This is a genomic window from Pseudomonas sp. Ag1 (assembly GCF_000278565.1).
Taxonomy (GTDB): Bacteria; Pseudomonadota; Gammaproteobacteria; order Pseudomonadales; family Pseudomonadaceae; genus Aquipseudomonas.
Window position 1 is genome coordinate 49090 of record NZ_AKVH01000102.1, and the last position, 25760, is coordinate 74849.

Consider the following 25760-nt stretch of genomic DNA (forward strand, 5'->3'; position numbering starts at 1 on the left):
CCCGGTGATAAGCCTAACGCTTCATGCAGCGCTGATAACGCTCATCCACGCGCTTGGCAAACCAGGCCGTGGTGAGGTTGCGGGTGATCTTCGGGCTTTTCAGCACGATGCCCGGCAGGATCGCCCGCGGCACCGGTTTGCCGGCGGCCTTGTCGGCCAGGGCGAACACCCGCTGGTACAGGGTGGTATCTTCAAAATCCAGGCGCTCACCCTGCTCCAGCTGACTGCGGATGCTCGGGTTGCGCATGTCCAGCGCCTTGCCCAGTGAGCGCACTGCCAGCTCGGTGGTGCCTGGCAGGAACGAGCCGTAGTTGATCAAGTCGCCGTCCAGCGCCAGCGTGGTACCCGAGACCCGGCTGACCGCTGCCTGGAATGCGGCGTTGCGGCTGGCGTACCAACCGGCATTGAAATCGGCGAAGCGGTACAGCATCTGGTCGTAATTCACCGGGTAGCCCAGCAGATGGGTGATGCCAAAGTACATGCCGCCTCGGCGGGTAAACACTTCCCGGCGGATGCTGCCATCCACGGTGTAGGGATAATCCCGGGCCTGCTTCTGTGCGAAGTCGATGCTGACCTGCATCGGGCCTGCGGTATGCACCGGGTTGAAGCCGCCAAACAGCGTATTGCCCAAGGGCACGACACTGATGAAGTCGTCAAAGATTCCACTCAAATCCCGCTCGGTGCGCGCAGCGTTCAAGCGCTCGGCGTAGGACTTGCCGGTGGGCGAGCGCAGTTGCAGTGCCGTGCGCACCAATACCGCCGGCACATGGACTTTAGCGGCGCGCCGCAGGATCTCGTCCTGGGCGATCTTGCCCATGTTCGGGACCGGCGGGTCGACCTGATAGGTGGACTCCTGCTCGGTCACGGCCAATACCGCGCAGATGTTCTCCGTACCGGGGTAGATTTTCTGCGTGTTGAAGGCGGTGTAGATGTCCTGGGCCCAGCCGCCACGATCCGGCACGCTGGCCGGCATCAGCCGCACGATCTGCGCTTTCACCTCGGCTTCGCTGCGCTCCGGCAGTTGCTGGGTGCGCTGGCTGGAGCAGCCGGCCAGTACCAATAAGGTGGTAAGGCACAGGATGAGGCGAGATGAACGCATGGGGCTTCCTTGGGCGACAATGGGCCAGTCTTGGCAGATATCGACCGGTAAGTCTAACCGGGGTTCGCCGACCTGCTGCTCTCGTCAAAAAAACCAGGACGTGAAAGGATCAGGCACCCGTCGTTCCTACAAGGAGTTTGAATGCCATGCTTAGCCTGAACTTCCTGATCACCTGCCTGATCGTCGTGCTCATTCCCGGCACCGGCGTGATCTTCACCGTGTCCACCGGACTGACCGCCGGCAAGCGCGCCAGTGTGTTCGCCGCGCTGGGCTGCACCGCCGGGATCGTCCCGCACTTGTTGGCCTCCGTGCTTGGGCTGTCCGCCCTGCTGCACACCAGCGCCCTGGCGTTCGAAGCCCTCAAGTATGCCGGCGCCGCCTACTTGCTGTACCTCGCCTATGCCACCTGGCGGGACCGCTCGGCCTTTGCCATGAACGACACACCGACGATTTCCAGCGCCCACAGCCTGATGGTGCGAGGCCTGTTGCTGAATATTCTGAACCCCAAGCTGACGATTTTCTTCCTGGCGTTCCTGCCGCAATTCGTCACCCCGGGCGCGGGCGCACCGGCCCTGCAAATGCTGTTGCTGAGCAGTGTATTCATGGCGATGACGTTTGCGGTGTTTGTGATTTATGGCCTGTTGGCCAATGTGTTCCGCCGCGCGGTGATCGAATCGCCACGTGTACAGAACTGGCTGCGCCGCAGTTTTGCAGCGGCGTTTGCGGGGTTGGGGCTGAACCTGGCGTTTGCCCAGCGCTAAGTTTCAAGCAGCCGCGAACAGCCTTCTGTGGCGAGGGAGCTTGCTCCCTCGCCACAGGTTACTTAGATCCCGGCAAGTGCCAGGTCCATCGCGAAGTAGGTGAAGATCAAGTCCGCACCGGCGCGCTTGATCGAACCCAGGGTTTCCCGTACCACGCGGGCTTCGTCGATCGCGCCCGCCTGGGCGCCGAACTTGATCATCGCGTACTCGCCGCTGACCTGGTACGCCGCCACCGGCAAACGCGAGGCTTCGCGGATGTCGCGGATGATGTCCAGGTACGCGCCGGCCGGCTTGACCATCAGCGCGTCCGCACCTTCCTGCTCATCCAGCAACGATTCGCGCACCGCTTCGCGGCGGTTCATCGGGTTCATCTGGTAGCTCTTGCGATCGCCCTTCAGCGCGCTGCCGCCGGCTTCGCGGAACGGGCCGTAGAGCGCCGAGGCGAACTTGGTGGAATAGGCCATGATCGGGATATGGCTGAAGCCTGCTTCATCCAGGGCCCGGCGAATGGCCTGGACCTGCCCGTCCATCGCGGCGGACGGGGCGATCACATCTGCACCGGCACGAGCGGCAGCCACAGCTTGCTTGCCAAGGTTGACCAGGGTGCGGTCGTTGTCGACTTCGGCGCCGTGCATCACGCCGCAATGGCCGTGGTCGGTGTATTCGCAGAAACAGGTATCGGACATCACGATCATTTCCGGCACCGCATCCTTGATGATCGAGGACATGCGCGACACCAGGCCACGCTCTTGCCAGGTGTCACTGCCCGAGGCGTCCAGGTGGTGGGACACGCCGAAGGTCATCACCGACTTGATCCCGGCTTTCGAATAGCGTTCGATCTCGCCGGCCAGCTTCGACTCGGGAATGCGCTGCACCCCGGGCATGCTGGTGATCGGCACGAAGTCGTCGATTTCTTCTTCAACGAAGATCGGCAGCACCAGGTCATTGAGGGTGAATTCGCTTTCCTGGAACAGGCCACGCAACTCCGGGGAGCGGCGCAGGCGGCGTGGACGGGCTTCGGGGAACTGGCTGGACATTGATGCTCCTGAAAAAAGGCAGGCCAAAAATCTTTGGGGCGAAAGCTTATGCCTCGTGCACCGCAGAGCACAAACGCCAAGTGCGGAACAGTTTATTGCAGGCTTGGTAACAATTGCATTGATCTAGAGCTGTAGACGGCCTTCAATGCAAACGGCAACCGCGCCGCCGACCCAGATTTCCTCGCCGCTGTTTTCAATGCGGATTCGCCCGGCGCGGCCCATGGCGGTGCCCTGGCTGACCACATAGCGGCTGGGCGCCAACCCCTCGCCCAGCAACCACTGGGCGACACCGGCGTTCAGGCTGCCGGTGGCCGGATCTTCCGGAGCGCCGTCGCCGGCAATAAAGGCCCGCACCTCAAACTGCGCCTCATCGCCATCCCGCTCGGGGTTCCACGGGGCGATCACGCCCACGGCCAAGCCCTGCAACTGCGAATAGTCCGGCCGCAGTGCCAGTACCTGCTCGCGATCCGCCAGCATCACCGCCAACCAGCCCGCGCCGTTATCCACCCACTGGCTGCGCAAAATCGCACCGGGCTCAAGGTCCAGGGCCCGACGCACGCGCTCGACCAATTCAGCTTCCAGCGGGCCGGAACGCAGCAACGGTGGCGCGATAAACGCCAGTTCATCGCCCTGGCGGCGGATGCGCACCAGGCCGATCTCACACTCCTGGATGATCTCCTCCCCAGCGGGTTGGCCACCGGCCAGCAACCAGGCATGGCAACTGCCCAGGGTCGGATGGCCGGCAAACGGCAATTCATTGAGGGTCGTGAAGATCCTTACGCGGTAGTCCGCTCGTGGATCACGGGGCTTGAGCAGGAAGGTGGTTTCGCTGAGGTTGGTCCAGTTGGCGAAATCCGCCATCTGCTGGTCGCTCAGGCTGTCGGCGCCCAGCACCACGGCCAACGGGTTGCCCTTGACGGCCACACTGCTGAAAACGTCCAGTTGTTTGAAGTCGAAAGAAGCCATGCCGGTCCTTATGCTGGGATGTTCAAGCCACGGATCACCGCCGGCCGGGCGACGAACCCGTCCAGGGCCCGCAGTACGTTCGGGAAGTCGGTAATACCCACCAGGTCGCCAGACTCATAGAAGCCGATCAGGTTGCGAACCCACGGGAAGGTGGCGATATCGGCGATGCTGTACTCGTCACCCATGATCCAGGTGCGGCCCAACAGGCGCTTTTCCAGCACCTCCAGCAAGCGGCGCGACTCGGCGACGTAGCGATCGCGCGGGCGCTTGTCTTCATAGGCCGCGCCGGCGAATTTGTTGAAGAACCCCACCTGGCCGAACATCGGCCCGATACCGGCCATCTGGAACATCAGCCACTGGATCGTCTCGTAACGCATCGCCGGGTCTTCGGGCAATAACTCACCGCTCTTCTCGGCGAGGTAGATCAGGATCGCACCCGACTCGAACAAGCCCAGCGCCTGGCCGCTCGGGCCATTGGGGTCGATGATCGCCGGGATCTTGTTGTTGGGGTTCAGCGACAGGAACTCGCTGGAAAGCTGGTCCTGGGTCTCGAAACTGACCTTGTGCGCCTCGTAGGGCAGGCCGATTTCCTCGAGCATGATCGACACCTTGACCCCGTTGGGCGTGGGCAACGAATACAGCTGCAGACGCTCGGGATGCCGGGCCGGCCATTTGGCGGTGATGGGGAAGTCTGAAAGTGAGTTCATCATGGGACTCCTGATAAAAGTAGGAGAGTAGTGGTTCAGTGCCTATCGTGCATCCGTCTTAATTCAGCAACATCGGCGGGTTAATCTCCTGCACACGGCAAGGATGCCGCCCCATCTCCCCCGCGAAACGAACCAAACTGCCTTGGGGGACTCTTAAAGAGCGCCCGATGGCTGGGCTTGCTTGCCCTGAATCCCTGCACCGAGACTTAGAACCATCATGACCTACAAGCCTCTGTGCCTTGCGAAACGCTTCAAACGCTACTCTTACATCCTGCTGCCGGTATTGCTGGTGAGCGCCGCGGTCGGCCTTAGCCTGGAATCGCGGGTCAGCCGCGCCCAGCCGGTCGACGGCGTGCAAACCCTGGTGTTCCTGCGCCATGGCGAGAAACCTGCCGGGGGCCTCGGCCAACTCAACTGCCAGGGGCTTAACCGTGCAATGAACCTGGCCACCGTGCTGCCGGAAAAATTCGGCAAGGCCAACTACGTGTTCGCACCCAACCCGACCCGCAATGTCGAGGAAGGCGAGAAAGACAACTCCTACAGCTACATCCGCCCGTTGATGACCATCAGCCCCAGCGCGATCAAGCTCGGGTTGCCGGTCAACATCAAGTTCTCGGCCAATGACACCAGCGCCCTCGCTGACGAACTGGTGGAAGACAAATACCACAACGCCGTCATCTACACTGCCTGGTCCCATGGGTATCTGCCGGACTTGATCAACAAGGTGGCAAGCGAGGCCGTCGGTGAAAAACATGTGATTACCGACGATTGGTCCGGCAGCGATTTCGATAGCTTGTATGTGTTGACCCTGACCTGGCACAACGGCAAGGCCTCGCTGCTCAGCCGCAACTACAAGCAAGGCCTGGATAATGGCCAGCAGACTTGCCCGGACGCAACGCAAGTCAGCGCCGATATCTGACCGCTCCCTCGCCACAGTGCTTCGGAGGCGGCCTTGTACAGCGTATGATGTTGCGCTATTGACTCACCTGCGGATCATCTACATGTCCAACCTCTCCTCCACCCAGCCTGCCCGGGGCTGGTCCTTCTGGTGGAAACCAGCGCTGTTCCTGCTGGTGGCCTGCGTCGGCCTCTACTACGTGAAATGGTCGCCCTACTACGCCAAGGCGTTTATCGCGGCAGACAACCACAGCATCGGCGCCTCGATTCTCAACGACCAGCAAAGCGCGCCACTGGCCGCGGCGCTGGCCTATGCCCAGGTGTATTTCCTGGCGATCTGGAAGGCTGCGGTGCTGGCGGTCATTCTCGGCTCATTGCTGCAGGTGCTGATCCCACGGGACTGGCTGCTGCGCCTGTTTGGCCGTGCCGGGCTGGGATCTACCCTGCGTGGCGGGCTGTTCGCCCTGCCGGGGATGATGTGCAGTTGCTGCGCCGCTCCGGTGGCGGCCGGTATGCGTCGGCAGAAAGTCTCGGTCGGCGCGGCGCTGGCGTTCTGGATTGCCAACCCGGTGCTGAACCCGGCGACACTGGTGTTCATGGGCTTTGTGCTGGGCTGGGGCTTTACCGCGCTGCGGTTGGTGGCCGGGATCGTGCTGGTGGTGGGTGTTTCGCTGGTGGCGCAACGCATCGCGCGGCCGGAGCAGGTACCGGAAGCCGCGCTCGACGCCGTGGCCCAGGCCAGCCATGCCGAAACCGAACCGTTCCTGACCCGCTGGCTGCGCACCCTGTGGCAGCTGTTCTGGAGCACGATTCCGGTGTACATCCTGGCGGTGCTGATCCTTGGCGCGGCGCGGGTCTGGCTGTTTCCCCACGTTGACGGCGCCATGGCCAACAGCCTGGTGTGGCTGGTGCCTCTGGCGATTGTCGGCACGTTGTTCGTGATCCCGACCGCCGCCGAAATCCCCATCGTGCAGACCATGATGACCCTCGGCATGGGCACCGGCCCGGCCGTGGCCTTGCTGATGACGCTGCCGAGCGTGAGCCTGCCGTCGCTGCTGATGCTGCGCAAGGATTTCGATGCGCGGGTGCTGGTGACTGTGGCCGGCTTGACCATGCTGATGGGGGTGGTGTGTGGGCTGATCGGGGCGTTTATCCTGTAGTGATTGGGTGAGTTTGAGGGCCTCTTCGCGAGCAAGCCCGCTCCCACATTCGACCGCGTTTATCCTGTAGGAGTGCGGTCGAATGTGGGAGCGGGCTTGCTCGCGAAGGGGCCGGCGAACTCAATCAATCACGTACGCCGAGCGAGCCTGTCCCGGAAATACTCCACCACCGCCGCTTGCTCTCCCGCAAACTCGATGCGTGCGCCTTTGCTTTCCCGCTGGAACGCGTACATCGGGTCGTAATACTCACGCAACAACCCCTCAATCCAGCCGCGGTGCAACTCCACCGCGCCGCTGCTGGCTTGTTCTGCCAATGCTTCCTGCATGATCGCGTGCAACCGCGCAAACCGCTCGCCGCCCAGGCGCTTGTGGATATTGCCCAGGCTCTGGGTCAGGCGCTCGGCAAACAGTTCCTGGCCAGTGTCGCCAAACACCGCGACAAACTCGGCGCAGAGGTCCACCACATAATCCTTCAGGATGCGCTCCACCCGGCCTTCAACGCTGTCTTCCAGCCAGACCATCGGGAAGCCCTGCATGCCTTTGTGCAGGGGCAACGGCAGCGCGCAGCTGCCGATCATGCGGCTCTCATCCTCGACCACAAACTGCTCGATACCGGCGGCACGCTTTTTCAGCAGGTCCACCGCCAGGCGGTTTTCGAAGTCGATGTTGGAAGGTTGCGCCGTAGCGCGTTTGCCGAAGCTGGAACCGCGATGGTTGGCGTGGCCTTCCAGGTCCAGGGCGTTGTTCAACTGGCCGAGCACTTCGGTCTTGCCGGTACCGGTCATGCCGCCCAACAGTACGAAGTCGCATTGCGCGGTGGCGCTTTCAACCGTGTCGAGCAGGAAAGTCCGCATGGCCTTGTAGCCACCGCCCACTCGCGGATAGTCGATACCCGCCTCGGTTTTCAACCATTGCTGGGCAATCTGCGAACGCATCCCGCCGCGAAAGCAGTACAGCAGACCATCCGGATTGGCCTGGGCAAAACGCGCCCAGTGTTCGATACGTTCGGCCTTGATCGCCCCGGACACCAGTTCGTGCCCGAGAACAATGGCCGCCTGCTGGCCTTGCTGCTTGTAACAGGTGCCCACCCGTTCGCGCTCGTCGTCGGTCATCAACGGCAGGTTGACCACCCCGGGAAACGCGCCCTTGATGAACTCGATCGGCGCGCGGGTATCCATCATCGGCCGGTCGTTGAGAAAGATATCGCGGTAATCGGTGATGTCGATGGGCATCAGAACACCTCTACCGCGTTGGTCTGTCGCTCAACCAGTTCGCCGATCGGCTCAAGGTTCAGGCCCAGCTCCGCCGCCACGGCGAGGAATTCGGCATTGCCTTCGGGGGTGACCGCCACCAGCAGCCCGCCGCTGGTTTGCGGGTCGCACAGCACGCGCTTGTGCAGTTCGTTCAGGCGCCCCAGCTTGCTGGCGTAGCTGTCGAAATTGCGCAAGGTGCCGCCGGGGACGCAGCCCTGTTCCAGGTAGTACTCAACCCCGGGCAGGCGTGGGACTTTTTCGTATTCGATGCGGGCAGTTAATTGGCTGCCGTCGGCCATTTCCACCAGGTGGCCCAACAGGCCGAAACCGGTGACGTCGGTCATGGCCGTGACACCGGCCAGCTTGCCAAAACGGCTGCCGGGTTTGTTGAGGGTGCACATCCAGTCACGGGCCAGGCCCACGTCGGCCTCGCGCAGCTTGCCCTTCTTCTCGGCCGTGGTGAGGATGCCGATGCCCAGGGGCTTGGTCAGGTACAGCTGGCAACCGGCGATGGCGGTGTCGTTGCGCTTCATGTGGCGCTTTTCCACCAGCCCGGTGACGGCCAGGCCGAAGATCGGCTCGGGGGCGTCGATGGAGTGGCCGCCGGCCAGGGGAATCCCGGCAGCGTCACACACGGAACGGCCGCCGCGAATCACTTCCCGGGCAATCTCCGGAGCCAGCACGTTGACCGGCCAGCCGAGAATCGCGATGGCCATCAACGGATCGCCGCCCATCGCATAGATATCGCTGATGGCATTGGTGGCGGCAATGCGGCCGAAGTCGAAGGGGTCATCGACGATCGGCATGAAAAAGTCGGTGGTGGACACCACGCCGCGCTCCTCGTCGATGGCGTACACCGCCGCGTCATCGCGCGAAGCGTTGCCTACCCAGAGCTTGGGGTCGAGGTTCTGTGCGCCACTGCCGGCGAGGATCACTTCCAGTACCTGAGGTGAGATCTTGCAACCGCAACCAGCACCGTGGCTGTATTGGGTCAGGCGAATCGGCTCGTTCATGGGTATCCCTCAAGGCGTCAAGTGGGCGGATTCTAGCAGACAGCAAAAGGCCGACTGCATGCAGTCGGCCTTTATGTTCAGCCCTTAGTGTTTGGCAGCAAGCCGTTTATGCCGGTTGCGTCGCATCATGTTCAGGCATTCGATAGCCGCCGAGAACGCCATGGCCGCATACACATAGCCTTTTGGCACATGGGCGCCGAAACCTTCGGCGATCAGCGTCATACCGATCATGATGAGGAAGCCCAGGGCCAACATCACAATGGTCGGGTTGTCGTTGATGAACTTGGCCAGCGGCTCGGCCGCCACCAGCATCACGATCACCGAGACCACCACGGCAATGATCATGATCGGCAAGTGCTCGGTCATGCCCACGGCGGTGATGATGCTGTCGATGGAAAACACCATGTCCAGCAGCAGGATCTGGCCAATCGCCGAGGCGAAGCCCAGGGTCACGCTCGGCGCGCCGGTGTCCACATGCTCCTTCTCGGGGTCCATGCTGTGATGGATCTCGGTGGTGGCCTTCCACACCAGGAACAGGCCACCGGCGATCAGGATCATGTCTTTCCAGGAGAACGACTGCCCCAGGATGTCGATGACCGGCTCGGTCAGCTGCACGATAAAGGCGATGGTGCTCAACAGGCCCAGACGCAGGATCAATGCCATGCTGATGCCGATGCGGCGGGCCTTGGCCCGGTGCTTCACCGGCAACTTGTTGGTGAGAATCGAGATAAAGATCAGGTTATCGATCCCCAGCACGATCTCCATGACGATCAGGGTGGCCAGTGCGATCCACGCGGTCGGGCTGGCGGCCAGTTGTAAAAGGTATTCCATAGGTCATTCCTGGTGTTGTGTGCGGGTATCAGGTTTCTTGGGAGGTGGACTCAGGCTTGCTGTCTTCCGGTTCCGGCTTGTCCGGCTTGCCTTGCGGCGGTGCGATCAAGCCCTTGGTCGCGTCACTCAACGCCTGTTCGGCGGCCTGGTGGGTGTCGTCAATCACTTGCTTGGCCGACTCGGTGGCCTTGCCCAGCAGTTGTTGCGCGCTTTTTTCCGCTTGGTCACAGCCACTGAGCATGACTAATGAAAGCCCAAGTAACGCCGTTGCGCCCAGGGGATTGAGTTTCATGATGCGTTCCTCGTTAGAACCTTCGGGTCCAAGTAGTGGCCCCTCGATAGCGACGCATTCTATGCAGGGGAACACTTCAGGAAAATTCGTATTTTTTTCGTTTATACTTCGGTTTTCACGAAGTATTGGCCGCCATGCTCAATTACCGACAACTGCACTACTTCTGGGTCGTCGCCAAGACCGGCAGCATCGTGCGCGCCTGCGAGCAACTGAACCTCACGCCGCAGACCATCAGCGGGCAGATCAGCCTGCTGGAACAGACCTTTGGCGTGGCATTGTTCCAGAAGGTCGGGCGCCAGCTGGAGCTGACCGAAGCCGGGCGCCAGGCGCTGCCCTATGCCGAGCAGATGTTCCAGCTGGGCAATGAGCTTGAAGCGATGTTGCGCACCCAGCCCAATGAGCAGCAGATCCTGTTCCGGGTTGGCGTCGCGGATGTGGTGCCCAAGTCCATCGTCTATCGGCTGATTGCGCCAACCATGGAGTTGAGCGAGCCGATCCGCATCACCTGCCGTGAAGACAAACTCGAACGCTTGCTGGCGGACCTGGCGATCCAGCGCCTGGATCTGGTGATCTCCGACAGCCCGATGCCGCCGCACCTGGACATCAAGGGCTACAGCCAGAAGCTCGGGGAATGCGGCATCAGTTTCTTCGCAACCCAGGCATTGGCTGACCAGCATCGCGGCGATTTCCCACAATGCCTGCAGGGTGCGCCGCTGTTGATTCCGGGGGCGGAGACGGTGGTGCGCAGCCGTTTGCTGCGCTGGTTTGCCGAGCAGCAGATCCAGCCTCGGATTGTCGGGGAATTTGACGACAGCGCGTTGATGCAGGCCTTTGGCCAATCCGGCAGCGGGATTTTCATCGCGCCGAGCGTGATTGCCGACGAAGTGGAACGCCAGTATGGCGTGGCGCTGATCGGCCAGACGGATGCGGTGACCGAGTCGTTTTATGCAATCTCGGTGGAGCGCAAGGTCAAGCACCCCGGCATCGTGGCGATTACCGAAGGTGCCAGACGGGAGCTGTTCACTTCCCTGCCCTGAAGGTTCAGGCGCAGACGGCGCGGGTCTTGGCGGTCATCAGCCACAGCGCCAGCAGGATCGACAACAGGATAAAGCCCGCCGCGGCAAACCCGAGGCTGCCCAGGCCCAGGGTGTCGATCACGTGCCCGCCCACCAGCGCCCCCAGGCCAATACCCAGGTTGGCCCCGGCAATGTTCAACGAGGCGGCAAACGCCGGCGCATGGGGTGCGGCCTTCATCAGTCGCACATGGCTGACCAGAAACAATGCCGCCTGGGTCACGCCCCATACCGCCATCGCCGCCGCCAACCCGATCGTGGAATGGATGGCGGGCACCAGCGCCACCATGCCGGCGATCATGAAACCGCAGAACACCATCGACGCAATCAGCGGATGACGGTCGACCATGCGCCCGCCCAAAGAGTTGCCGATCAGGCCGACCGCGCCAAAGCCCATGAGGCACCAGCCCACTACCGTGCCGTCAAAACCCGCCAGGCGTTCGAGAATGTCTGCCAGGTAGGTGTAGGCGGTGAACATCCCGCTGAACACCAGGATCGACAGCAGGATATGGCCCTGCATCAGCGGGCTGCGCAAGATCTTGAACTGCGAGCGCAGGCTGACCTGGTCGTTTTTTGCCCGGGTCTTCGGCAGGTAGATAAACAGCAGCAGGGCCTTGGCGAACGCCACCACCGCAAGAATGCCAAAGGCGGTGCGCCAGCCGAACATATCGGAAATCAGCGTGCCCACCGGGATCCCGAAGACCGTGGCACACACGATGCCGAAGCCGATTTTTTCAATCGCGCGGCCTGCGAAGTCCGGCCCCACAATGTCCACCGCTGTCTCGCTGGCCAGGGCCCAGAACACCGGCAATCCCAAGGCAGGAATCAGGCGCGCCAGGGACATGACCCAGATATTCGACGCGATCGCCGCCAGGGTGTTGGCCAGGCCGAACATGATCAGGATCGTGATAAACAGCCGCTTGCGCTCGAACCGGGCGAAATATGCGGTCAGGAACGGGCCAAACGCCGCCACGGTGAAGGCGAACAACGTCACCAGCAACCCGGCCTGGGACACGCTCACGTCGAGGTCCCGGGCGATGGAAGGCAACAGGCCGACGATGATGAACTCTGTGGTCAGCACGGTAAAACCGGCCGCCGACAACAGCAGGATCGGAAACAGCATTAAAAACTCCAGAAAACAGCGACATCAACGACAGCCCGGAGGGCCCGCTGATAGAGAAGAAATAGAGGATGGGCAATGTTAACAGAATGTGTCCCATCGTGGTGACGGAACGCCGCACCCGGATTAGACGTTTCCTACAGATGTTAGACTTCGCTCCTGCCAGATTCATGCTGCCTAGCTGCATCTATTAAAAAAACCAGAGACAACCTTTTTATGACTGCTGCCCCTTCCCTCTTTCAACGCCTGATGTCTATCAGCCTGGTCACCCAAATTGTCATCGGCCTGATCGCCGGTATCCTGTTGGCCCTGCTGTTGCCCGACGTCGCACAAGCCACCGGGTTTATTGGCAAGGTCTTTGTCTCGGCGCTCAAGGCCGTCGCGCCCATCCTGGTATTTGTGCTGGTGATGGCCTCGATTGCCAGCCACAAGCACGGCCAGGAAACCCATATCCGCCCGATCCTGTTCCTGTACCTGCTGGGCACGTTCGCTGCCGCCGTGGTTGCGGTGATCGCCAGCACGCTGTTCCCCTCCTCGCTGGTGCTGGCCACCCACGATGTGGCCGTCAGCCCTCCCGGCGGTATCGGTGATGTGTTGCAAAGCCTGTTGCTGAGCGTGGTGGACAACCCGGTCAGCGCCCTGATGAACGCCAATTTCATCGGTATCCTGGCGTGGGCCATCGGCATGGGCATCGCCATTCGCCATGCCAGCGACACCACCCGCACCGTGCTGGGGGACCTGTCCAACGGCGTCACGCTGATCGTGCGCATGGTGATCCGCTTCGCGCCCCTGGGGATTTTCGGCCTGGTGGCCTCGACCCTCGCCACGTCCGGCTTCGGCGCCCTGCTGGGCTACGCACACCTGCTGTTGGTGTTGATCGGCTGCATGCTGTTCGTCGCGCTGGTGATCAACCCGGCCATCGTGTTCTGGAAGCTGCGCCGCAACCCTTACCCACTGGTGCTGATGTGCCTGCGGGAAAGCGGGATCACCGCGTTTTTTACCCGCAGTTCGGCGGCCAACATTCCGGTCAACCTGGCGTTGAGCAAGCGCCTGGGCCTGCATGAAGACACCTACTCGGTGTCGATCCCGCTGGGCGCCACCATCAATATGGCCGGCGCTGCCATCACCATCACCGTGCTGACCCTGGCCGCCGTGCACACCCTGGGCATTGCCGTGGACATCCCCACCGCCGTGCTGCTCAGCGTGGTCGCGGCGGTGTGTGCCTGCGGCGCGTCGGGGGTTGCCGGGGGCTCGCTGCTGTTGATCCCGCTGGCGTGCAGCCTGTTCGGCATTCCCAGCGAAATCGCCATGCAGGTGGTGGCCGTGGGCTTCATCATCGGCGTGTTGCAGGACTCGGCGGAGACCGCACTGAACTCGTCCACCGACGTGTTGTTCACCGCTGCCGCGTGCCTGGGCAAGGAAGAACAAGCCGCGTAGACCTTGCGCGCACAAAAAAGCCCAGGGCGGTTCGTGAATGAACCGCCCTGGGCTTTTTTATTACAAGGCTTAGAACGCGCCCATGTAGTCGCGCTTGCCCACTTCCACGCCGTTGTGACGCAGCAAGGCGTAAGCGGTGGTGACGTGGAAGAAGAACTGCGGCAGGCCGTAGCTCAGCAGGTACGACTGGCCGCTGAAGCGCTTCTCTTTCGGGGTGCCAGGGCGAGTGATGATCTCGATGCCTTCTTTACCGTCGACCTGGGCCGGGGTGATGGTGTCGATAAACGCCAGGACCTTGGCGATCAGCGCTTGCAGGTCGGCGAAGGTGACTTCTGTATCGTCGTATTTCGGAACTTCGATTTCAGCCAGGCGGGCAGAAACGCCTTTGGCGAAGTCGACGGCGATCTGCACCTGGCGCACCAGCGGGAACATGTCCGGGTACAGGCGTGCCTGCAGGAAGGCGTTCGGGTCGATGTTCTTGGCGGTGGCGTGGGCCTCGGCCTTGTTCAGCACATCGCTCAGGGCGTTGAGCATTTGCTTGAAGACCGGGAGGGAAGCGGCGTACAGGGAAATAGTCATGACAGTCTCGACAGTTGTGGCAGGGTTTGAAACAGCCGCGATTATAGACATGCCGGCCACCGGCGCCGCTTGTCTTTTATTTTTTCAGGATTAGGCTAGTGAGCTCACTGCATTAGGGAAAGCGCGATGACCACCGAGCACGACACCACTTCCGAAGAGCCGCGCCTGAACAGCACGGAAATCCGCATCCTTGGCTGCCTGATCGAAAAACAGGCCACCAGCCCCGAAACCTACCCGTTGACCCTCAACGCGCTGGTGATCGCCTGTAACCAGAAAACCAGCCGCGAACCGGTGATGAACCTCAGCCAGGGCCAGGTTGGCCAGAGCCTGCGGGCCCTGGAAGGCCGCGGGTTTACCCGGCTGGTGATGGGCAGCCGCGCCGACCGCTGGGAGCATCGGGTGGACAAGGCGCTGGAGCTGGTGCCGGCCCAGGTGATTCTCAGCGGGTTGCTGTTCCTGCGGGGGCCGCAGACGGTCAACGAACTGCTGACCCGCAGCGGGCGCATGCATGACTTTGAAGACGCCGAGCAGGTGGTGCATCAACTGGAACGCCTGATTGCCCGTGGGCTGGCGTTGTTGGTGCCGCGTCAGTCGGGGCAGCGGGAAGATCGGTACATGCACGCCCTGGGCGACCCGGCGGACATTGAAGCGATCCTGGCGGCACGTGGGAATCCGGTGGAGCGTGGTGCGGGAAGTGGGGTTTCCCTGGAGCGTATCGAAGAGCTGGAAGCGCGGATTGCGGCGCTGGAAGAGCGCCTTTCGCGGCTCGAGTAATGTTTGTGGTGAGTGGGCTTCTGTGGTGATGGAGCTTTTGTGGCGAGGGAGCTTGCTGTGGCGAGGGAGCTTGCTCCCGCTGGAGTGCGTAGCGCTCCCATTTTCTTGGGGCTGCTGCGCAACCCAGCGGGAGCAAGCTCCCTCGCCACAAAAGCTCACCCTCCACAGCAAGCTCCCTCGCCACAGCAAGCTCACTCTCCACACCGCCAGCGGTGATGCTCAGCTCCGGGCAAATGCCACCGCCGCCTGAAACTGTTCATCCGTCGGCCGCACGCCGGTGTACAGCACGAACTGCTCCAACGCCTGGATGGCGATCACTTCCAAACCGGTGATCACTCGTTTGCCCTGGGCCCGTCCACGCAGGATCAGTGGGGTTTCCGAGGGAATCGCCACCACATCGAAGACCGTCTCGGCCGCATCAACCGCGTCAGCTTCAAACGCCAACTGATCCGCTTCCGCCCCTCCGGTCATGCCAATCGGCGTCACGTTGACCAGCATCTGCGGGCGCAAGGCACCCAACTGCGCCTGCCACTCATACCCCAGGCTCTGGGCCAGCGCCCGGCCCGCTTCTTCATTGCGCGCCACGATCACGCCCTTGGCGTAGCCGCCATCGCGCAAGGCACTGGCCACCGCCTTGGCCATGCCGCCGCTGCCGCGCAGGGCGAAGGTCGAGTCCTTGGGCACCTGGTGCTTGTGCAGCAGTTGCTCGATGGCAATGTAATCGGTGTTGTAGGCCTTCAAATGCCCGTCGGTGTTGACGATGGTATTGATTGACGCAATGGCCCGCGCCGAATCGTCCAGCTCATCCACTAGGGCAATACAGGCTTCCTTGAACGGCATCGACACGCCACAACCCCGAATGCCCAAGGCCCGAATGCCACCGACGGCGCCCGGCAGGTCCTGGCTACTGAAGGCCTTGTAGTAGAAATTCAACCCCAACTGCTCGTACAGGTGGTTATGAAAGCGCAGGCCAAAGTTCCCTGGGCGCGCCGACAGTGACATGCACAGTTGGGTGTCCTTGTTGGGGTTCATCTGCATCGGTAACTCCTTGAAGCCATTCCAGAGGCGGTTTCGGATAGACGGAATACCCGCGCCGGCGGGTTCTCATGGATCATACGCACTGTGCCCGGCCACTTGTGTAAGCCAACCGATACAGACCTTACACAACCTTTACCTATCGGCTGTGCTGTTTTTTAGAAATACGCTGTCTTAAAAGTATCCCCGCGACAATCCTTGAGTCGATTGATTGCAGACCATGAGCGCAGGGGCTAACCGAGGAATGACCATGATTCGTAAACTCCCCAAGATCGCCTTGCTGATCGGCGCACTCGCTATGGCAGGACAGGCCTCCGCCCACGGTGGTGGTTGGGGTGCTCCGCTCGCACTGGGAGCCGTTGTTGGTGCAGTGGTAGGCGGCTCGATCGTCGCCAGTCAATCGCGGCCGGTCTACGTGCAACAACCGGTGTATGTCCAGCCGCAGCCGGTGTATGCCGCTCCGCCGCCGGTCTACTACGCACCGCCACCGCCTGTGTATGTGCAACAACAGGTTTATTACCGCCCGGCGCCGGTCTACTACGGCCCACCGCGCGGCTACTACGGCCCTCCACACGGCTATTACGGTCGCGGCTGGTAAGCCTCAACTGATACACCTGAACAGGCTCCGCCCTAAAAGCGGGGCCTTTTTTTGGCCTGCAGGTCTGAATAAATCTCGCCAAGGTCGTTATAAGGACAATGGCTGTGGCCAAATCCCACATCATTGATCTCAATAGGCGCTTGCCCGAACGGGGCTTGCGCTGTCATGTTTGTGTCTCAAAAGGCTTCCACTATCAACACTGTCCGACCAATAACAACAAGGACGATTGCCCATGCCCACGCAAAACCCACATCGCACCGCCGGCCTCTGCACCTCGAGCAAGGTCTATAGCGTACTGACGGAGCTCAAGGCCCTGGAAGGCCATCGCAACGCCAAGTTCCTGTCCTTGCTGACGGAAAACCTGGTGCGCAAGGGCCTGCTCAGTGAACAGGAAGTGGTGCATATGCTCGACCAGGTGGTCGACTGACTGAGGGTCGCTCGATAACAGTGATGTCGACTATCGAGCAGGTTGATTTTCCCTGAAGGCCCACGCACCGTAATGTCACCTCCATAGCGTATCGGAGGTCATCATGCCCACTATTCAAATCATGTCTGTCATCGGCAGTGCCGTTCCCGCCTCTCTCCGGGAGCTGGGTCTACTCGCCTGCTGGTACCTGGTACGCGATGGCGAAGCCATCAGCGGCCCACTCACTTCACTACCGGCCGCCCAGGCCCTGTCGGTCAAAATGGCGCATTGCTTTCATGCCTAAGGCAGTTGCACCCGCGGTTTGGTTTCCACAAACAGCGCCCAGCTGGACATGAACAACGCAGCAATCAGTGGCCCAATGACAAAGCCGTTCAAGCCAAAGATCGACAGGCCGCCCAAGGTTGAGATAAGGATCAGGTAATCCGGCATGCGGGTGTCCTTGCCCACCAGGATGGGCCTTAGCACATTGTCCACCAGCCCGATCACAAATACCCCGAACAACCCGAGCACCACGCCCTGCCAGATCGACCCGCTCAGCAGGAAGTACGCCGCCACCGGCCCCCACACGATCCCCGCGCCCACCGCCGGCAGCAGCGACAGAAACGCCATCAACACCGCCCAGAGCAACGCGCTGGGAATGTCCAGGAACCAGAAGATCAAACCACCCAACGCGCCTTGCGTGACCGCTACCAGCACGTTGCCTTTCACCGTGGCGCGCACCACCCGGTTGAACTTCAATTGCAGGCGACGCTTCTGCGGTTCGGCCAGCGGCACCGCGGTGCGCACCTTGCGCACCAGCTCGGGGCCATCGCGCAGCAGGAAGTACAGCAAGTACAGCATGATGAAAAAACTCACCAGGAAATCAAACGTGCCCTGGCCGAAGCTGAACGCCTGGGTCGCAAAAAACTGGCTGCCCTGCATCGCACTCTTGACGATCTTCTCCCGCAGGCCTTCCAGGTTGCCCATGCCGAAGCGGTCCAGCAGATGCTGGAAATACGGTGGCAGGAAGTTCTTGAACTGCTCGATATACCCGGCAACGTCGAGCTTGCCGCTCTCGACGTTCTTGTAAAGCGTCGCGCCCTCCTGCACCAGCAAGGCACTGGTGATGATCACCGGCAGAATCGCGATTATCAGGCACACCGTCAGGGTTGCCAGGGATGTGAGATTGCGGTTCCAGCCAAAACGTTGCTGGAAGCGCCGTTGCATCGGCGCAAAGATGATCCCCAGGATCACCGCCCAGAACACCGCGCCGTAGAACGGCAGCAAAATCCAGATAAACGCGATGGTCACCAGGGCGAGCAGTAACAGCAGGGTTTTGAATTGCAGATTGGTTTGGTTCATGTCCGGTCCATGTCTAAAACACCAGGCGCTCATGTGCGCCTTGATGTTTAGTCCACTGCAAATCCCGCGAGTGCCCTACTTATTAGACCTGGATCAATAAACTGCGCACCCGGCCCGGCTACCCTGCCGCCCTTTTGCGACCCGAACCCATGCCTCCCGTTATCGCCCCCGAACTGCTCGCCCCCGCCGGCACCCTGAAAAACATGCGTTATGCCTTTGCCTACGGTGCCGATGCCGTCTACGCCGGGCAACCGCGCTACAGCCTGCGGGTGCGCAATAACGAGTTCGACCACGCCAACCTCGCCCTCGGCATCCAGGAAGCCCAGGCCCAGGGCAAGCGGTTCTATGTGGTGGTCAACATCGCGCCTCACAACGCCAAGCTGAAAACCTTCCTCAAGGACCTTGCCCCGGTGATCGCCATGGGCCCGGATGCGCTGATCATGTCCGACCCGGGCCTAATCATGCTGGTACGCCGGCACTTCCCGCACATGCCGATCCACCTGTCGGTGCAGGCCAATACGGTGAACTGGGCCAGCGTCGAATTCTGGCAGGCGCAGGGCATCTGCCGGATCATCCTGTCCCGGGAGTTGTCGCTGGAGGAAATCGACGAGATTCGCCAGCAAGTCCCTGCCATGGAGCTGGAAGTGTTTGTGCACGGTGCGCTGTGCATGGCCTATTCCGGGCGCTGCCTGCTGTCGGGCTACATGAACAAGCGGGATGCCAACCAGGGCACCTGCACCAACGCCTGCCGCTGGAAATACCAGGCGACGCCTGCGGTGGAAAACGCCGCCGGCGACATCGTGCAGCACTATGCGCCCGAGCCGACCCTGGGCCTCGGTGCGCCCACCGACCAGGTGTTCCTGCTGCAGGAGGCCAATCGCCCCGACGAACAGATGCCCGCCTTCGAAGATGAACACGGCACCTACATCATGAACGCCAAGGACCTGCGGGCGGTGCAGCACGTCGAGCGGCTGACGCGCATGGGCGTGCACTCGTTGAAGATCGAAGGCCGCACCAAATCCCACTTTTACTGCGCCCGCACCACCCAGGTATATCGCCAGGCGATTGATGACGCGGTGGCCGGGCGCGACTTTGACCGGGGCTTGATGACCAACCTCGAATCCCTGGCCCAGCGCGGCTACACCGAGGGTTTCCTGCGCCGGCACGTGCACGATGAGTATCAGAACTATCAGAACGGCAGCTCGGTGTCCGAACGCCAGCAGTTCGTCGGCGAACTGACCGGTGAACGGCGCGGCGAACTGGCCGAGGTCAAGGTCAAGAACCGTTTTGCCGTGGGCAATCACCTGGAACTGATGACCCCGGCGGGGAATTTCCACTTTGACCTGGGCTCATTGCACAACGCCAAGGGCGAGGCCATCGCGGTGGCGCCGGGCGACGGGCATACGGTGTATTTGCCGATCCCGGCGGAGATGGACCTGCGTTTCGGCCTTTTGATGCGCGACGTTTAACTTCGCCAGACACCTCAATGAGTGTGAGACAGCTTGTTGTGGTGTGGGAGAGTTTGTGGTGTGGGAGCTTGCTGTGGCGAGGGAGCTTGCTCCCGCTGGGGCGCGAAGCGGCCCTTATCCGGCTGATGCGGTTTTCCAGGAAGAAGCGCATTTGCCTGTTTTGGGGCTGCTTCGCAACCCAGCGGGAGCAAGCTCCCTCGCCACACCAAGCTCCCACACCACAACACTCTCCCTCACCACAGCACTCTCCTTGACCAAAGCAAGCTCCCCCACCACAGCACTCTCCTTCACCACAGCAAGCTCCCCCACCACAAAAAGCAGGGCGTACGCGCAATAGGTTCATTTGCAAAGTAGAATTGGCGGTTCTGCGTACCGCCACCTTGTCTTGAGCGGTCACCCTCTTTTTTACGGAGATCGCCTTGCGTCTGTTTCATACCTCCGACTGGCACCTTGGGCAAAACCTGCACGGCCAGGAACGCGACTTCGAACACACCTGCTTCCTCGACTGGCTGCTGGGCCAGTTGGGCCTGCATCGCCCTGACGTGCTGTTGATCGCCGGCGATATTTTCGACACGGTCAACCCGCCACTCAAGGCCCAGGAGCGGCTGTACGACTTCATCATCAGCGCCCATGAGCAAAACCCTGCACTGACCATCGTGATGATCGCCGGCAACCACGACTCCGGCTCGCGCATCGAACTGCCGGCACCGTTGATGCGCCGCCTGCGCACCCACGCATTGGGCCGGGTGCTGTGGCTGGATGACGGACAACTGGATGTCGAACGCCTGCTGATTCCATTGCCCGGAGCCGACGGTGAAATTGCCGGCTGGTGCCTGGCCCTGCCGTTCCTGCGCCCGGCCGAAGTGACCGGCGCACAACTGGGGGACGATTACCTGCGGGGCATCGGCCAGGTTCACGAGTGGCTGATTGCTGCCGCCAATGCCAAGCGCCAGCCGGGCCAGGCACTGGTTGCCATCAGCCATGCTCACATGGCCGGCGGCTCGGTGTCGGAAGACTCCGAGCGCAGCCTGATCATCGGCAATGCCGAAGCGCTGCCCGCCAGCCTGTTCGATGCCAGCGTCAGCTATGTGGCCCTCGGCCATTTGCACAAACCCCAGCGGGTGAATGGCGAGGAGCGGATTCGCTACTGCGGCTCACCGATTCCGCTGTCATTCTCGGAAATCGGCTACCAGCACCAGATCCTCGACGTGCAACTGGACGGCGAAACCCTGGTCAGCGTCGAATCCCGCCTGATCCCGCGCTCGGTCAACCTGCAACGCCTGGAAGCCGCGCCCCTGGCCGACATCCTCAAGCAACTGGCCGACCTGCCCGACATCGACCTGCTGGCCGAAACCCAGCGCCAACCGTGGCTGGAAGTGCGGGTGCGCCTCGACGAACCGCAACCCGACCTGCGCCAGCAGGTGGAAAACGCCCTGCAAGGCAAGGCCGTGCGCCTGGTGCGCATCGCCGCTGAATACGCAGGCAACGGAGGCCGTGAAGACAGCCAGGAAGACCGCCTGATCGAACTCGACCAGCTCACGCCCCAGGAATTGTTCAGCCGCGCCTGGCAGGAAAGCTACGGCAGTGAAGTGGACGAACAGACCCTGAAGGACTTCGCCGTGCTGCTCCAGGAAGTGCAACAGGAGGGCGAACAGCCATGAAGATCCTCGCCATTCGCCTGAAAAACCTCGCCTCTTTGGCGGGTCCGTTTGAAATCGACTTTACCGCCGAGCCCCTGGCCAGCGCCGGGCTGTTCGCGATTACCGGGCCCACCGGCGCCGGCAAAAGTACCTTGCTCGATGCGCTGTGCCTGGCGCTGTTTGGCGCCGTGCCGCGCCTGGGCGATACCGGCCAGGCAAAAATGCCGGATGCCGACACCGATATTTCCATCGGTGACCCACGCACCCTGATTCGCCGGGGCACTGGCGGCGGTTATGCCGAAGTGGATTTTGTCGGCGTCAGTGGCCGTCGCTACCGCGCCCGCTGGGAAGCCAACCGCGCCCGGGACAAGGCCAGCGGCAAGCTGCAAGCCAGCCGGCAAAGCCTGATCGACCTGGACAGCGAGCAGCTGCTGGCCAGCCAGAAAACCGAATACAAGACCCAGCTGGAATTGGCCCTGGGCCTGAACTTCGAGCAGTTCACCCGCGCCGTGTTGCTCGCGCAAAGTGAGTTCAGCGCGTTCCTCAAGGCCAACGACAATGAGCGCAGCGAACTGCTGGAAAAGCTCACCGACACCGCGCTCTACACCCAGCTCGGTCGCCGCGCCTTCGACAAGGCCAAGGACGCCCGGGACGCCCACAAACACCTGCAGGACCAGGCCACCGGCGTCACCCCGCTGGCCCCCGAGGCCCGCGCCGAACTCGACGAACAGCTGGCCGCCGCACAGCAACAGCTCAAGACCCAGCAGGCGCAACTCAAGCAACTCGAGTTGCAGCACACCTGGCTGAAGGAACTGCGGGAGTGGCAGGAGCGCCAACAAAGTGCGGTCGAGCAACTGCAACAGGCCCAGCAACACTGGGCAAGCCAGGGCCCGCAGCGCCTGGACCTCAGCCGCCTGGAACAACTGGCGCCGCAACGTCACCACTTCGCCCGCCAGGCCGAACTGACCACGCAGTTGCAGCCCCTTGCCGCGCAAATCCAGCAGCACCTTGAGCAACAAACCGCGTTGCACACCCGCCAGACCCAACTGCAACAGCAACAGGCCGACGTGCAAGCCACCCTCGCCCAGGCCCTCAAGCAGCAAGCCGACGCTGTGCCCTTGCTGCGCCAGGCCTTCGAGGAGCAAACCACCCTCGCCCACTTAACCCGCGAGCTGGCCAAACGCAGCGAAGAGAAACAGCTGGGCGAAGCTGCCTGTGTGGAAGGCCAGGCGACGTTGACCGGCTTGCTCGACAAGCAGAAAGTTGTCGCCGAGCGCCTGCACAGGCTGGCCGCGGAGCTTGAACGCAGCGCCGCCCTCGCGCCGTTGAGCGAGGCCTGGAGCGCCTACCGCGACCGCTTGCAACAGCTGATGCTGATCGGCAATCGCCTCAATAAAGGCCAGGCCGAACTGCCACAACTGGAAGAGCGCGCCACCCGTCTCGGTGAAAAATGGACCGAGCAACGCGAAGCCCTTGACCTGCTGTACCACGAAGCCGGCGCCGAGCCCCATGCAGTGGCCGAACAGATCCAGTTGCTCGGCAGCCTGCTGCAGGACAACCGCAAGCAACATCGCGCGTTTGAAGACCTGGCGCGGCTGTGGGACAGCCATCAGCAACTGGATAAGCAGCTACAGGCATTGGGCGAGAGACTAAGTGTTGCCCAACAGCAGCGGGAAGCGCTAATACAGTCTGGGTTTCAAACCAAGACAGAGCTAACAACCGCAGAACAAACCCTGACCGTCACCAAGCAACTGCTAGATCGCCAGCGCCACGCACGCAGTGAAAGCATCGAAGAATTACGTGCAAAGCTACAGGACGATCAGCCTTGCCCGGTTTGCGGTAGCCACGAGCATCCATACCATCAACCTGAAGCCCTGCTGCAAAGCATGGATCGGCACGATGAAAATGAAGAAGCCGTGGCTCAGAAGTCCGTCGACACCCTCAACAGCAAACTCATTGAGTTGCGGGGCGACTTGGGAGGAGTGAACGGCCAAATAAAGGAATTCCTGAGCCAGCAGGAACAACTGGCCGCTCAACAAAAAATCTCTTCCTCGAATCTTGAAGCCCATCCGCTGTCGGCCTCGCTGTTCAACCAGGACGCGGCCAAGCGTGATGCCTGGCTCGCCCAGCAACTGAGCCAGCTCAGCCAAAGCCTCACCCAGGACGAGCAACGCCAGGGCGCCCTGCTCAACCTGCAACAGAACGCCGGGCGTTTGCAGCAACAACTGCAAGCCGCCCAGGACGCCAGCCAACAGGCGCGCCAGTTACTGATCGACCAGCAACGGGAACTGTCCAACGACCGCGAACGCCTGGACGAAGAACTCAACGCCTTCGCCAGCCTGCTGCCCACCGAGACCCTCGAAGGCCTGCGCAGCGAGCCGGCGGCGACCTTCATGTTGCTCGACCAGCAGGTCAGCCAGCGCCTGGAACAGCTCGACAACCAAAAGGAAGAATTGGCCGAGCAGCTGCAGCGCCAGCAAGCCATCGAGAAAGAGCAGGACCGCCAGCAACACCGCCAGCAGCAGCTGGAGACTTTGCACAAACAGCTCGCCGAACAGAGCGCCCTGCAACACGCCGCCAAGGAAAAACTCGCCGGCCTACTGGGCGAAAACTCCAGCGCCGAACACTGGCAACAGCAATTGGACCTGGCCGTCGACCAGGCGCGGCAACATGAGGCCGAGGCCAACCAACAGTTGCAGGACACCCGCAACCAGTTGATCCAACTGGCCGCCGACCTCAAATCGCTGCAAGAGCGCCAACAATCCCTGGACACCGAGCACCTGGCCCTCAGCACGCGCCTGAACGACTGGCGCGCCTTGCACCCGGAGCTCGATGACGAAGGCCTGGCACGGCTGGTGGGCTTCGATGAGCCGCAGGTGGCCGAACTGCGCCAGCAACTGCAACACAGCGAAAAAGCGGTCGAACAGGCGAAGGTGTTGCTGCAGGAGCGCGAGCAGCGGCTCAAGGATCACCAGGTGCTGCACAACGGCAACCTTGAAGCCGAGCAACTGGACGGCGCCCTGGCCGAACTCAACGCCGCGTTGGCCATTGGCGAAAAAGACTGCGCCGAACTGCGTGCCCGCCAGGCTGACGACCAGCGCCGCCAGGATGCCAACCAGGCGCTGGCAGCAGAGATCGCCAAGGCCTACGAAGAATGGCAACGCTGGGCACGCCTGAATGCACTGATCGGTTCGGCCACCGGCGATACCTTCCGCAAGATCGCCCAGGCCTACAACCTCGACCTGCTGGTGCACCACGCCAACGTGCAACTGCGCCAACTGGTGCGCCGCTACCGCCTCAAGCGCGGCGGCAGCATGCTCGGCCTGCTGGTACTCGACACGGAGATGGGCGACGAACTGCGTTCGGTGCACTCGTTGTCCGGCGGCGAGACGTTCCTGGTGTCGCTGGCGCTGGCCTTGGGCCTGGCGTCGATGGCGTCGAGCACGTTGAAGATCGAGTCGCTGTTTATCGACGAAGGCTTCGGCAGTCTCGACCCCGAGTCGCTGCAACTGGCGATGGACGCCCTCGACGGCTTGCAGGCCCAGGGCCGCAAGGTCGCGGTGATTTCCCATGTGCAGGAAATGCACGAGCGGATTCCGGTGCAGATTCAGGTCAAGCGCCAGGGCAATGGCTTGAGCACCCTGGAGGTCAAGTGAGCGAGGCCGTGTTGTATTCGTTCCGCCGTTGCCCCTATGCGATGCGGGCGCGGATGGCCCTGCGGTATTCAGGGCTGGCGGTGCAGATCATCGAGGTCAGCCTCAAGGCCAAGCCGGCGGAGATGCTCGCGTTGTCACCCAAAGGCACGGTGCCGGTGCTGAGCGTGGATGGCCGGGTGATCGATGAAAGCCTGGCGATCATGGGCTGGGCACTGGCACAGAACGATCCTGAGGGTTGGTTGCTTGGGGATGATCGGGCGACGCAGGCTCTGATTGAAGAGAATGATCAGGGCTTCAAACATCAATTGAATCGATACAAGTATGCCGAGCGCTATCCGGAGTATCCGATGGAGCATTATCGGGCCGAGGGTGAGGTATTTTTGATGAAGCTGGAGGGGTTGCTGGCGGAGCGGGAGTATTTGCTGGCCGGGCATTTGAGCCTGGCGGATGTGGCACTTGCACCGTTTGTGCGGCAGTTTGCCCATGTGGATCGGGAGTGGTTTGGCCAGGCGCCCTATCCGCGATTGCAGGGCTGGTTGCAACGCTTCCTGGAATCGCCGTTGTTCATCGCCGTGATGGCAAAAACCTGAGACTG

General features: G+C 61.8%; 25 protein-coding genes. 13 read left to right on the plus strand and 12 right to left on the minus strand.

Annotated elements, in window-relative coordinates; all coding sequences use genetic code 11:
• Nucleotides 1-13: 13 nt before the first annotated feature.
• Nucleotides 14-1099 carry a DUF1615 domain-containing protein gene (locus A462_RS13885; RefSeq protein WP_008435895.1) on the minus strand — a complete coding sequence of 362 codons (1086 nt, stop codon included), beginning with the start codon at nucleotides 1097-1099 and terminating at the stop codon, nucleotides 14-16.
• Between the two features lie 146 nt (nucleotides 1100-1245).
• On the opposite strand from A462_RS13885, the gene A462_RS13880 reads away from it, so the two are divergent.
• Entirely contained in the window at nucleotides 1246-1860 is a 615-nt protein-coding gene (locus A462_RS13880) for a LysE family translocator (protein ID WP_008435896.1), read from the plus strand.
• Nucleotides 1861-1922: 62 nt separating this feature from the next.
• Here A462_RS13880 and hemB read toward each other — a convergent pair whose 3' ends face one another.
• From hemB to A462_RS13865, 3 genes are all read right to left on the minus strand, one after another.
• On the minus strand, nucleotides 1923-2897 hold the full coding sequence (hemB, locus tag A462_RS13875; RefSeq protein WP_008435898.1) for a porphobilinogen synthase: 975 nt from the start codon (nucleotides 2895-2897) through the stop codon (nucleotides 1923-1925).
• Nucleotides 2898-3020: 123 nt separating this feature from the next.
• Complete coding sequence (locus A462_RS13870) at nucleotides 3021-3863, minus strand: PhzF family phenazine biosynthesis protein (RefSeq protein ID WP_008435899.1); 843 nt, start codon at nucleotides 3861-3863, stop codon at nucleotides 3021-3023.
• 8 nt (nucleotides 3864-3871) lie between these two features.
• Nucleotides 3872-4570, minus strand: a complete 699-nt coding sequence (locus A462_RS13865) for a glutathione S-transferase N-terminal domain-containing protein (RefSeq protein WP_008435902.1) — start codon at nucleotides 4568-4570, stop codon at nucleotides 3872-3874.
• Between the two features lie 217 nt (nucleotides 4571-4787).
• On the opposite strand from A462_RS13865, the gene A462_RS13860 reads away from it, so the two are divergent.
• Both A462_RS13860 and A462_RS13855 read left to right on the plus strand, forming a co-directional pair.
• Nucleotides 4788-5489: a hypothetical protein gene (locus A462_RS13860; RefSeq protein ID WP_008435916.1), complete on the plus strand. Its 702-nt coding sequence runs from the start codon at nucleotides 4788-4790 to the stop codon at nucleotides 5487-5489.
• A gap of 82 nt (nucleotides 5490-5571) precedes the next feature.
• Nucleotides 5572-6627, plus strand: a complete 1056-nt coding sequence (locus A462_RS13855) for a permease (protein WP_003211251.1) — start codon at nucleotides 5572-5574, stop codon at nucleotides 6625-6627.
• Between the two features lie 128 nt (nucleotides 6628-6755).
• Here A462_RS13855 and mnmH read toward each other — a convergent pair whose 3' ends face one another.
• The 4 genes from mnmH to A462_RS13835 form a co-directional block, all read right to left on the minus strand.
• Entirely contained in the window at nucleotides 6756-7859 is a 1104-nt protein-coding gene (gene mnmH / locus A462_RS13850) for a tRNA 2-selenouridine(34) synthase MnmH (protein ID WP_008435919.1), read from the minus strand.
• Nucleotides 7859-8893, minus strand: coding sequence for a selenide, water dikinase SelD (gene selD / locus A462_RS13845; RefSeq protein ID WP_008435920.1), 1035 nt, complete (start codon nucleotides 8891-8893; stop codon nucleotides 7859-7861). Before selD ends, mnmH begins: the two co-directional genes overlap by 1 nt.
• An 84-nt stretch (nucleotides 8894-8977) precedes the next feature.
• Complete coding sequence (locus A462_RS13840; RefSeq protein ID WP_003211245.1) at nucleotides 8978-9724, minus strand: TerC family protein; 747 nt, start codon at nucleotides 9722-9724, stop codon at nucleotides 8978-8980.
• 28 nt (nucleotides 9725-9752) lie between these two features.
• Nucleotides 9753-10016 carry a hypothetical protein gene (locus A462_RS13835; RefSeq protein WP_032899464.1) on the minus strand — a complete coding sequence of 88 codons (264 nt, stop codon included), beginning with the start codon at nucleotides 10014-10016 and terminating at the stop codon, nucleotides 9753-9755.
• Between the two features lie 134 nt (nucleotides 10017-10150).
• Between A462_RS13835 and nhaR the strand changes: the two genes are divergently transcribed.
• A complete protein-coding gene (nhaR, locus tag A462_RS13830; RefSeq protein WP_003211241.1) occupies nucleotides 10151-11053 on the plus strand; it encodes a transcriptional activator NhaR in 903 nt (300 codons plus the stop codon).
• Between the two features lie 4 nt (nucleotides 11054-11057).
• Here the strand turns inward: nhaR and A462_RS13825 are convergent, their stop codons facing one another.
• Nucleotides 11058-12212, minus strand: a complete 1155-nt coding sequence (locus tag A462_RS13825; RefSeq protein ID WP_008435923.1) for an MFS transporter — start codon at nucleotides 12210-12212, stop codon at nucleotides 11058-11060.
• 213 nt (nucleotides 12213-12425) lie between these two features.
• On the opposite strand from A462_RS13825, the gene sstT reads away from it, so the two are divergent.
• Nucleotides 12426-13646 carry a serine/threonine transporter SstT gene (gene sstT / locus A462_RS13820; RefSeq protein ID WP_003211235.1) on the plus strand — a complete coding sequence of 407 codons (1221 nt, stop codon included), beginning with the start codon at nucleotides 12426-12428 and terminating at the stop codon, nucleotides 13644-13646.
• A 69-nt stretch (nucleotides 13647-13715) separates the two neighbouring features.
• Here sstT and A462_RS13815 read toward each other — a convergent pair whose 3' ends face one another.
• Entirely contained in the window at nucleotides 13716-14225 is a 510-nt protein-coding gene (locus A462_RS13815; RefSeq protein WP_003211233.1) for a DUF1993 domain-containing protein, read from the minus strand.
• A gap of 126 nt (nucleotides 14226-14351) precedes the next feature.
• Here A462_RS13815 and A462_RS13810 point away from each other — a divergent pair, with 126 nt between their 5' ends.
• A complete protein-coding gene (locus A462_RS13810) occupies nucleotides 14352-14999 on the plus strand; it encodes a YceH family protein (RefSeq protein ID WP_003211232.1) in 648 nt (215 codons plus the stop codon).
• A gap of 219 nt (nucleotides 15000-15218) precedes the next feature.
• On the opposite strand, the gene A462_RS13805 is transcribed toward A462_RS13810, so the two are convergent.
• Entirely contained in the window at nucleotides 15219-16037 is an 819-nt protein-coding gene (locus tag A462_RS13805; protein WP_003211230.1) for a shikimate 5-dehydrogenase, read from the minus strand.
• A 241-nt stretch (nucleotides 16038-16278) separates the two neighbouring features.
• Between A462_RS13805 and A462_RS13800 the strand changes: the two genes are divergently transcribed.
• The 3 genes from A462_RS13800 (at nucleotide 16279) to A462_RS13790 (ending at nucleotide 17342) form a co-directional block, all read left to right on the plus strand.
• Nucleotides 16279-16632: a hypothetical protein gene (locus A462_RS13800; protein WP_008435927.1), complete on the plus strand. Its 354-nt coding sequence runs from the start codon at nucleotides 16279-16281 to the stop codon at nucleotides 16630-16632.
• A gap of 232 nt (nucleotides 16633-16864) precedes the next feature.
• Nucleotides 16865-17059, plus strand: a complete 195-nt coding sequence (locus A462_RS13795; RefSeq protein WP_003211226.1) for a hypothetical protein — start codon at nucleotides 16865-16867, stop codon at nucleotides 17057-17059.
• 103 nt (nucleotides 17060-17162) lie between these two features.
• Nucleotides 17163-17342: a hypothetical protein gene (locus A462_RS13790; protein WP_003211225.1), complete on the plus strand. Its 180-nt coding sequence runs from the start codon at nucleotides 17163-17165 to the stop codon at nucleotides 17340-17342.
• Here the strand turns inward: A462_RS13790 and A462_RS13785 are convergent.
• On the minus strand, nucleotides 17339-18400 hold the full coding sequence (locus A462_RS13785) for an AI-2E family transporter (protein ID WP_003211223.1): 1062 nt from the start codon (nucleotides 18398-18400) through the stop codon (nucleotides 17339-17341). The genes A462_RS13790 and A462_RS13785 overlap by 4 nt on opposite strands.
• A gap of 149 nt (nucleotides 18401-18549) precedes the next feature.
• On the opposite strand from A462_RS13785, the gene trhP reads away from it, so the two are divergent.
• The 4 genes from trhP (at nucleotide 18550) to A462_RS13765 (ending at nucleotide 25755) form a co-directional block, all read left to right on the plus strand.
• Nucleotides 18550-19869 (plus strand): prephenate-dependent tRNA uridine(34) hydroxylase TrhP, encoded by a 1320-nt coding sequence (trhP, locus tag A462_RS13780; protein WP_008435935.1) that lies wholly within the window; start codon nucleotides 18550-18552, stop codon nucleotides 19867-19869.
• Nucleotides 19870-20288: 419 nt separating this feature from the next.
• Nucleotides 20289-21530 (plus strand): exonuclease SbcCD subunit D C-terminal domain-containing protein, encoded by a 1242-nt coding sequence (locus tag A462_RS13775; protein ID WP_008435936.1) that lies wholly within the window; start codon nucleotides 20289-20291, stop codon nucleotides 21528-21530.
• Nucleotides 21527-25165, plus strand: coding sequence for an AAA family ATPase (locus A462_RS13770; RefSeq protein WP_008435937.1), 3639 nt, complete (start codon nucleotides 21527-21529; stop codon nucleotides 25163-25165). The genes A462_RS13775 and A462_RS13770 overlap by 4 nt, the downstream gene beginning before the upstream one ends.
• Nucleotides 25162-25755 (plus strand): glutathione S-transferase, encoded by a 594-nt coding sequence (locus tag A462_RS13765; protein ID WP_008435938.1) that lies wholly within the window; start codon nucleotides 25162-25164, stop codon nucleotides 25753-25755. The genes A462_RS13770 and A462_RS13765 overlap by 4 nt, the downstream gene beginning before the upstream one ends.
• The last annotated feature ends 5 nt before the right edge of the window (nucleotides 25756-25760 follow it).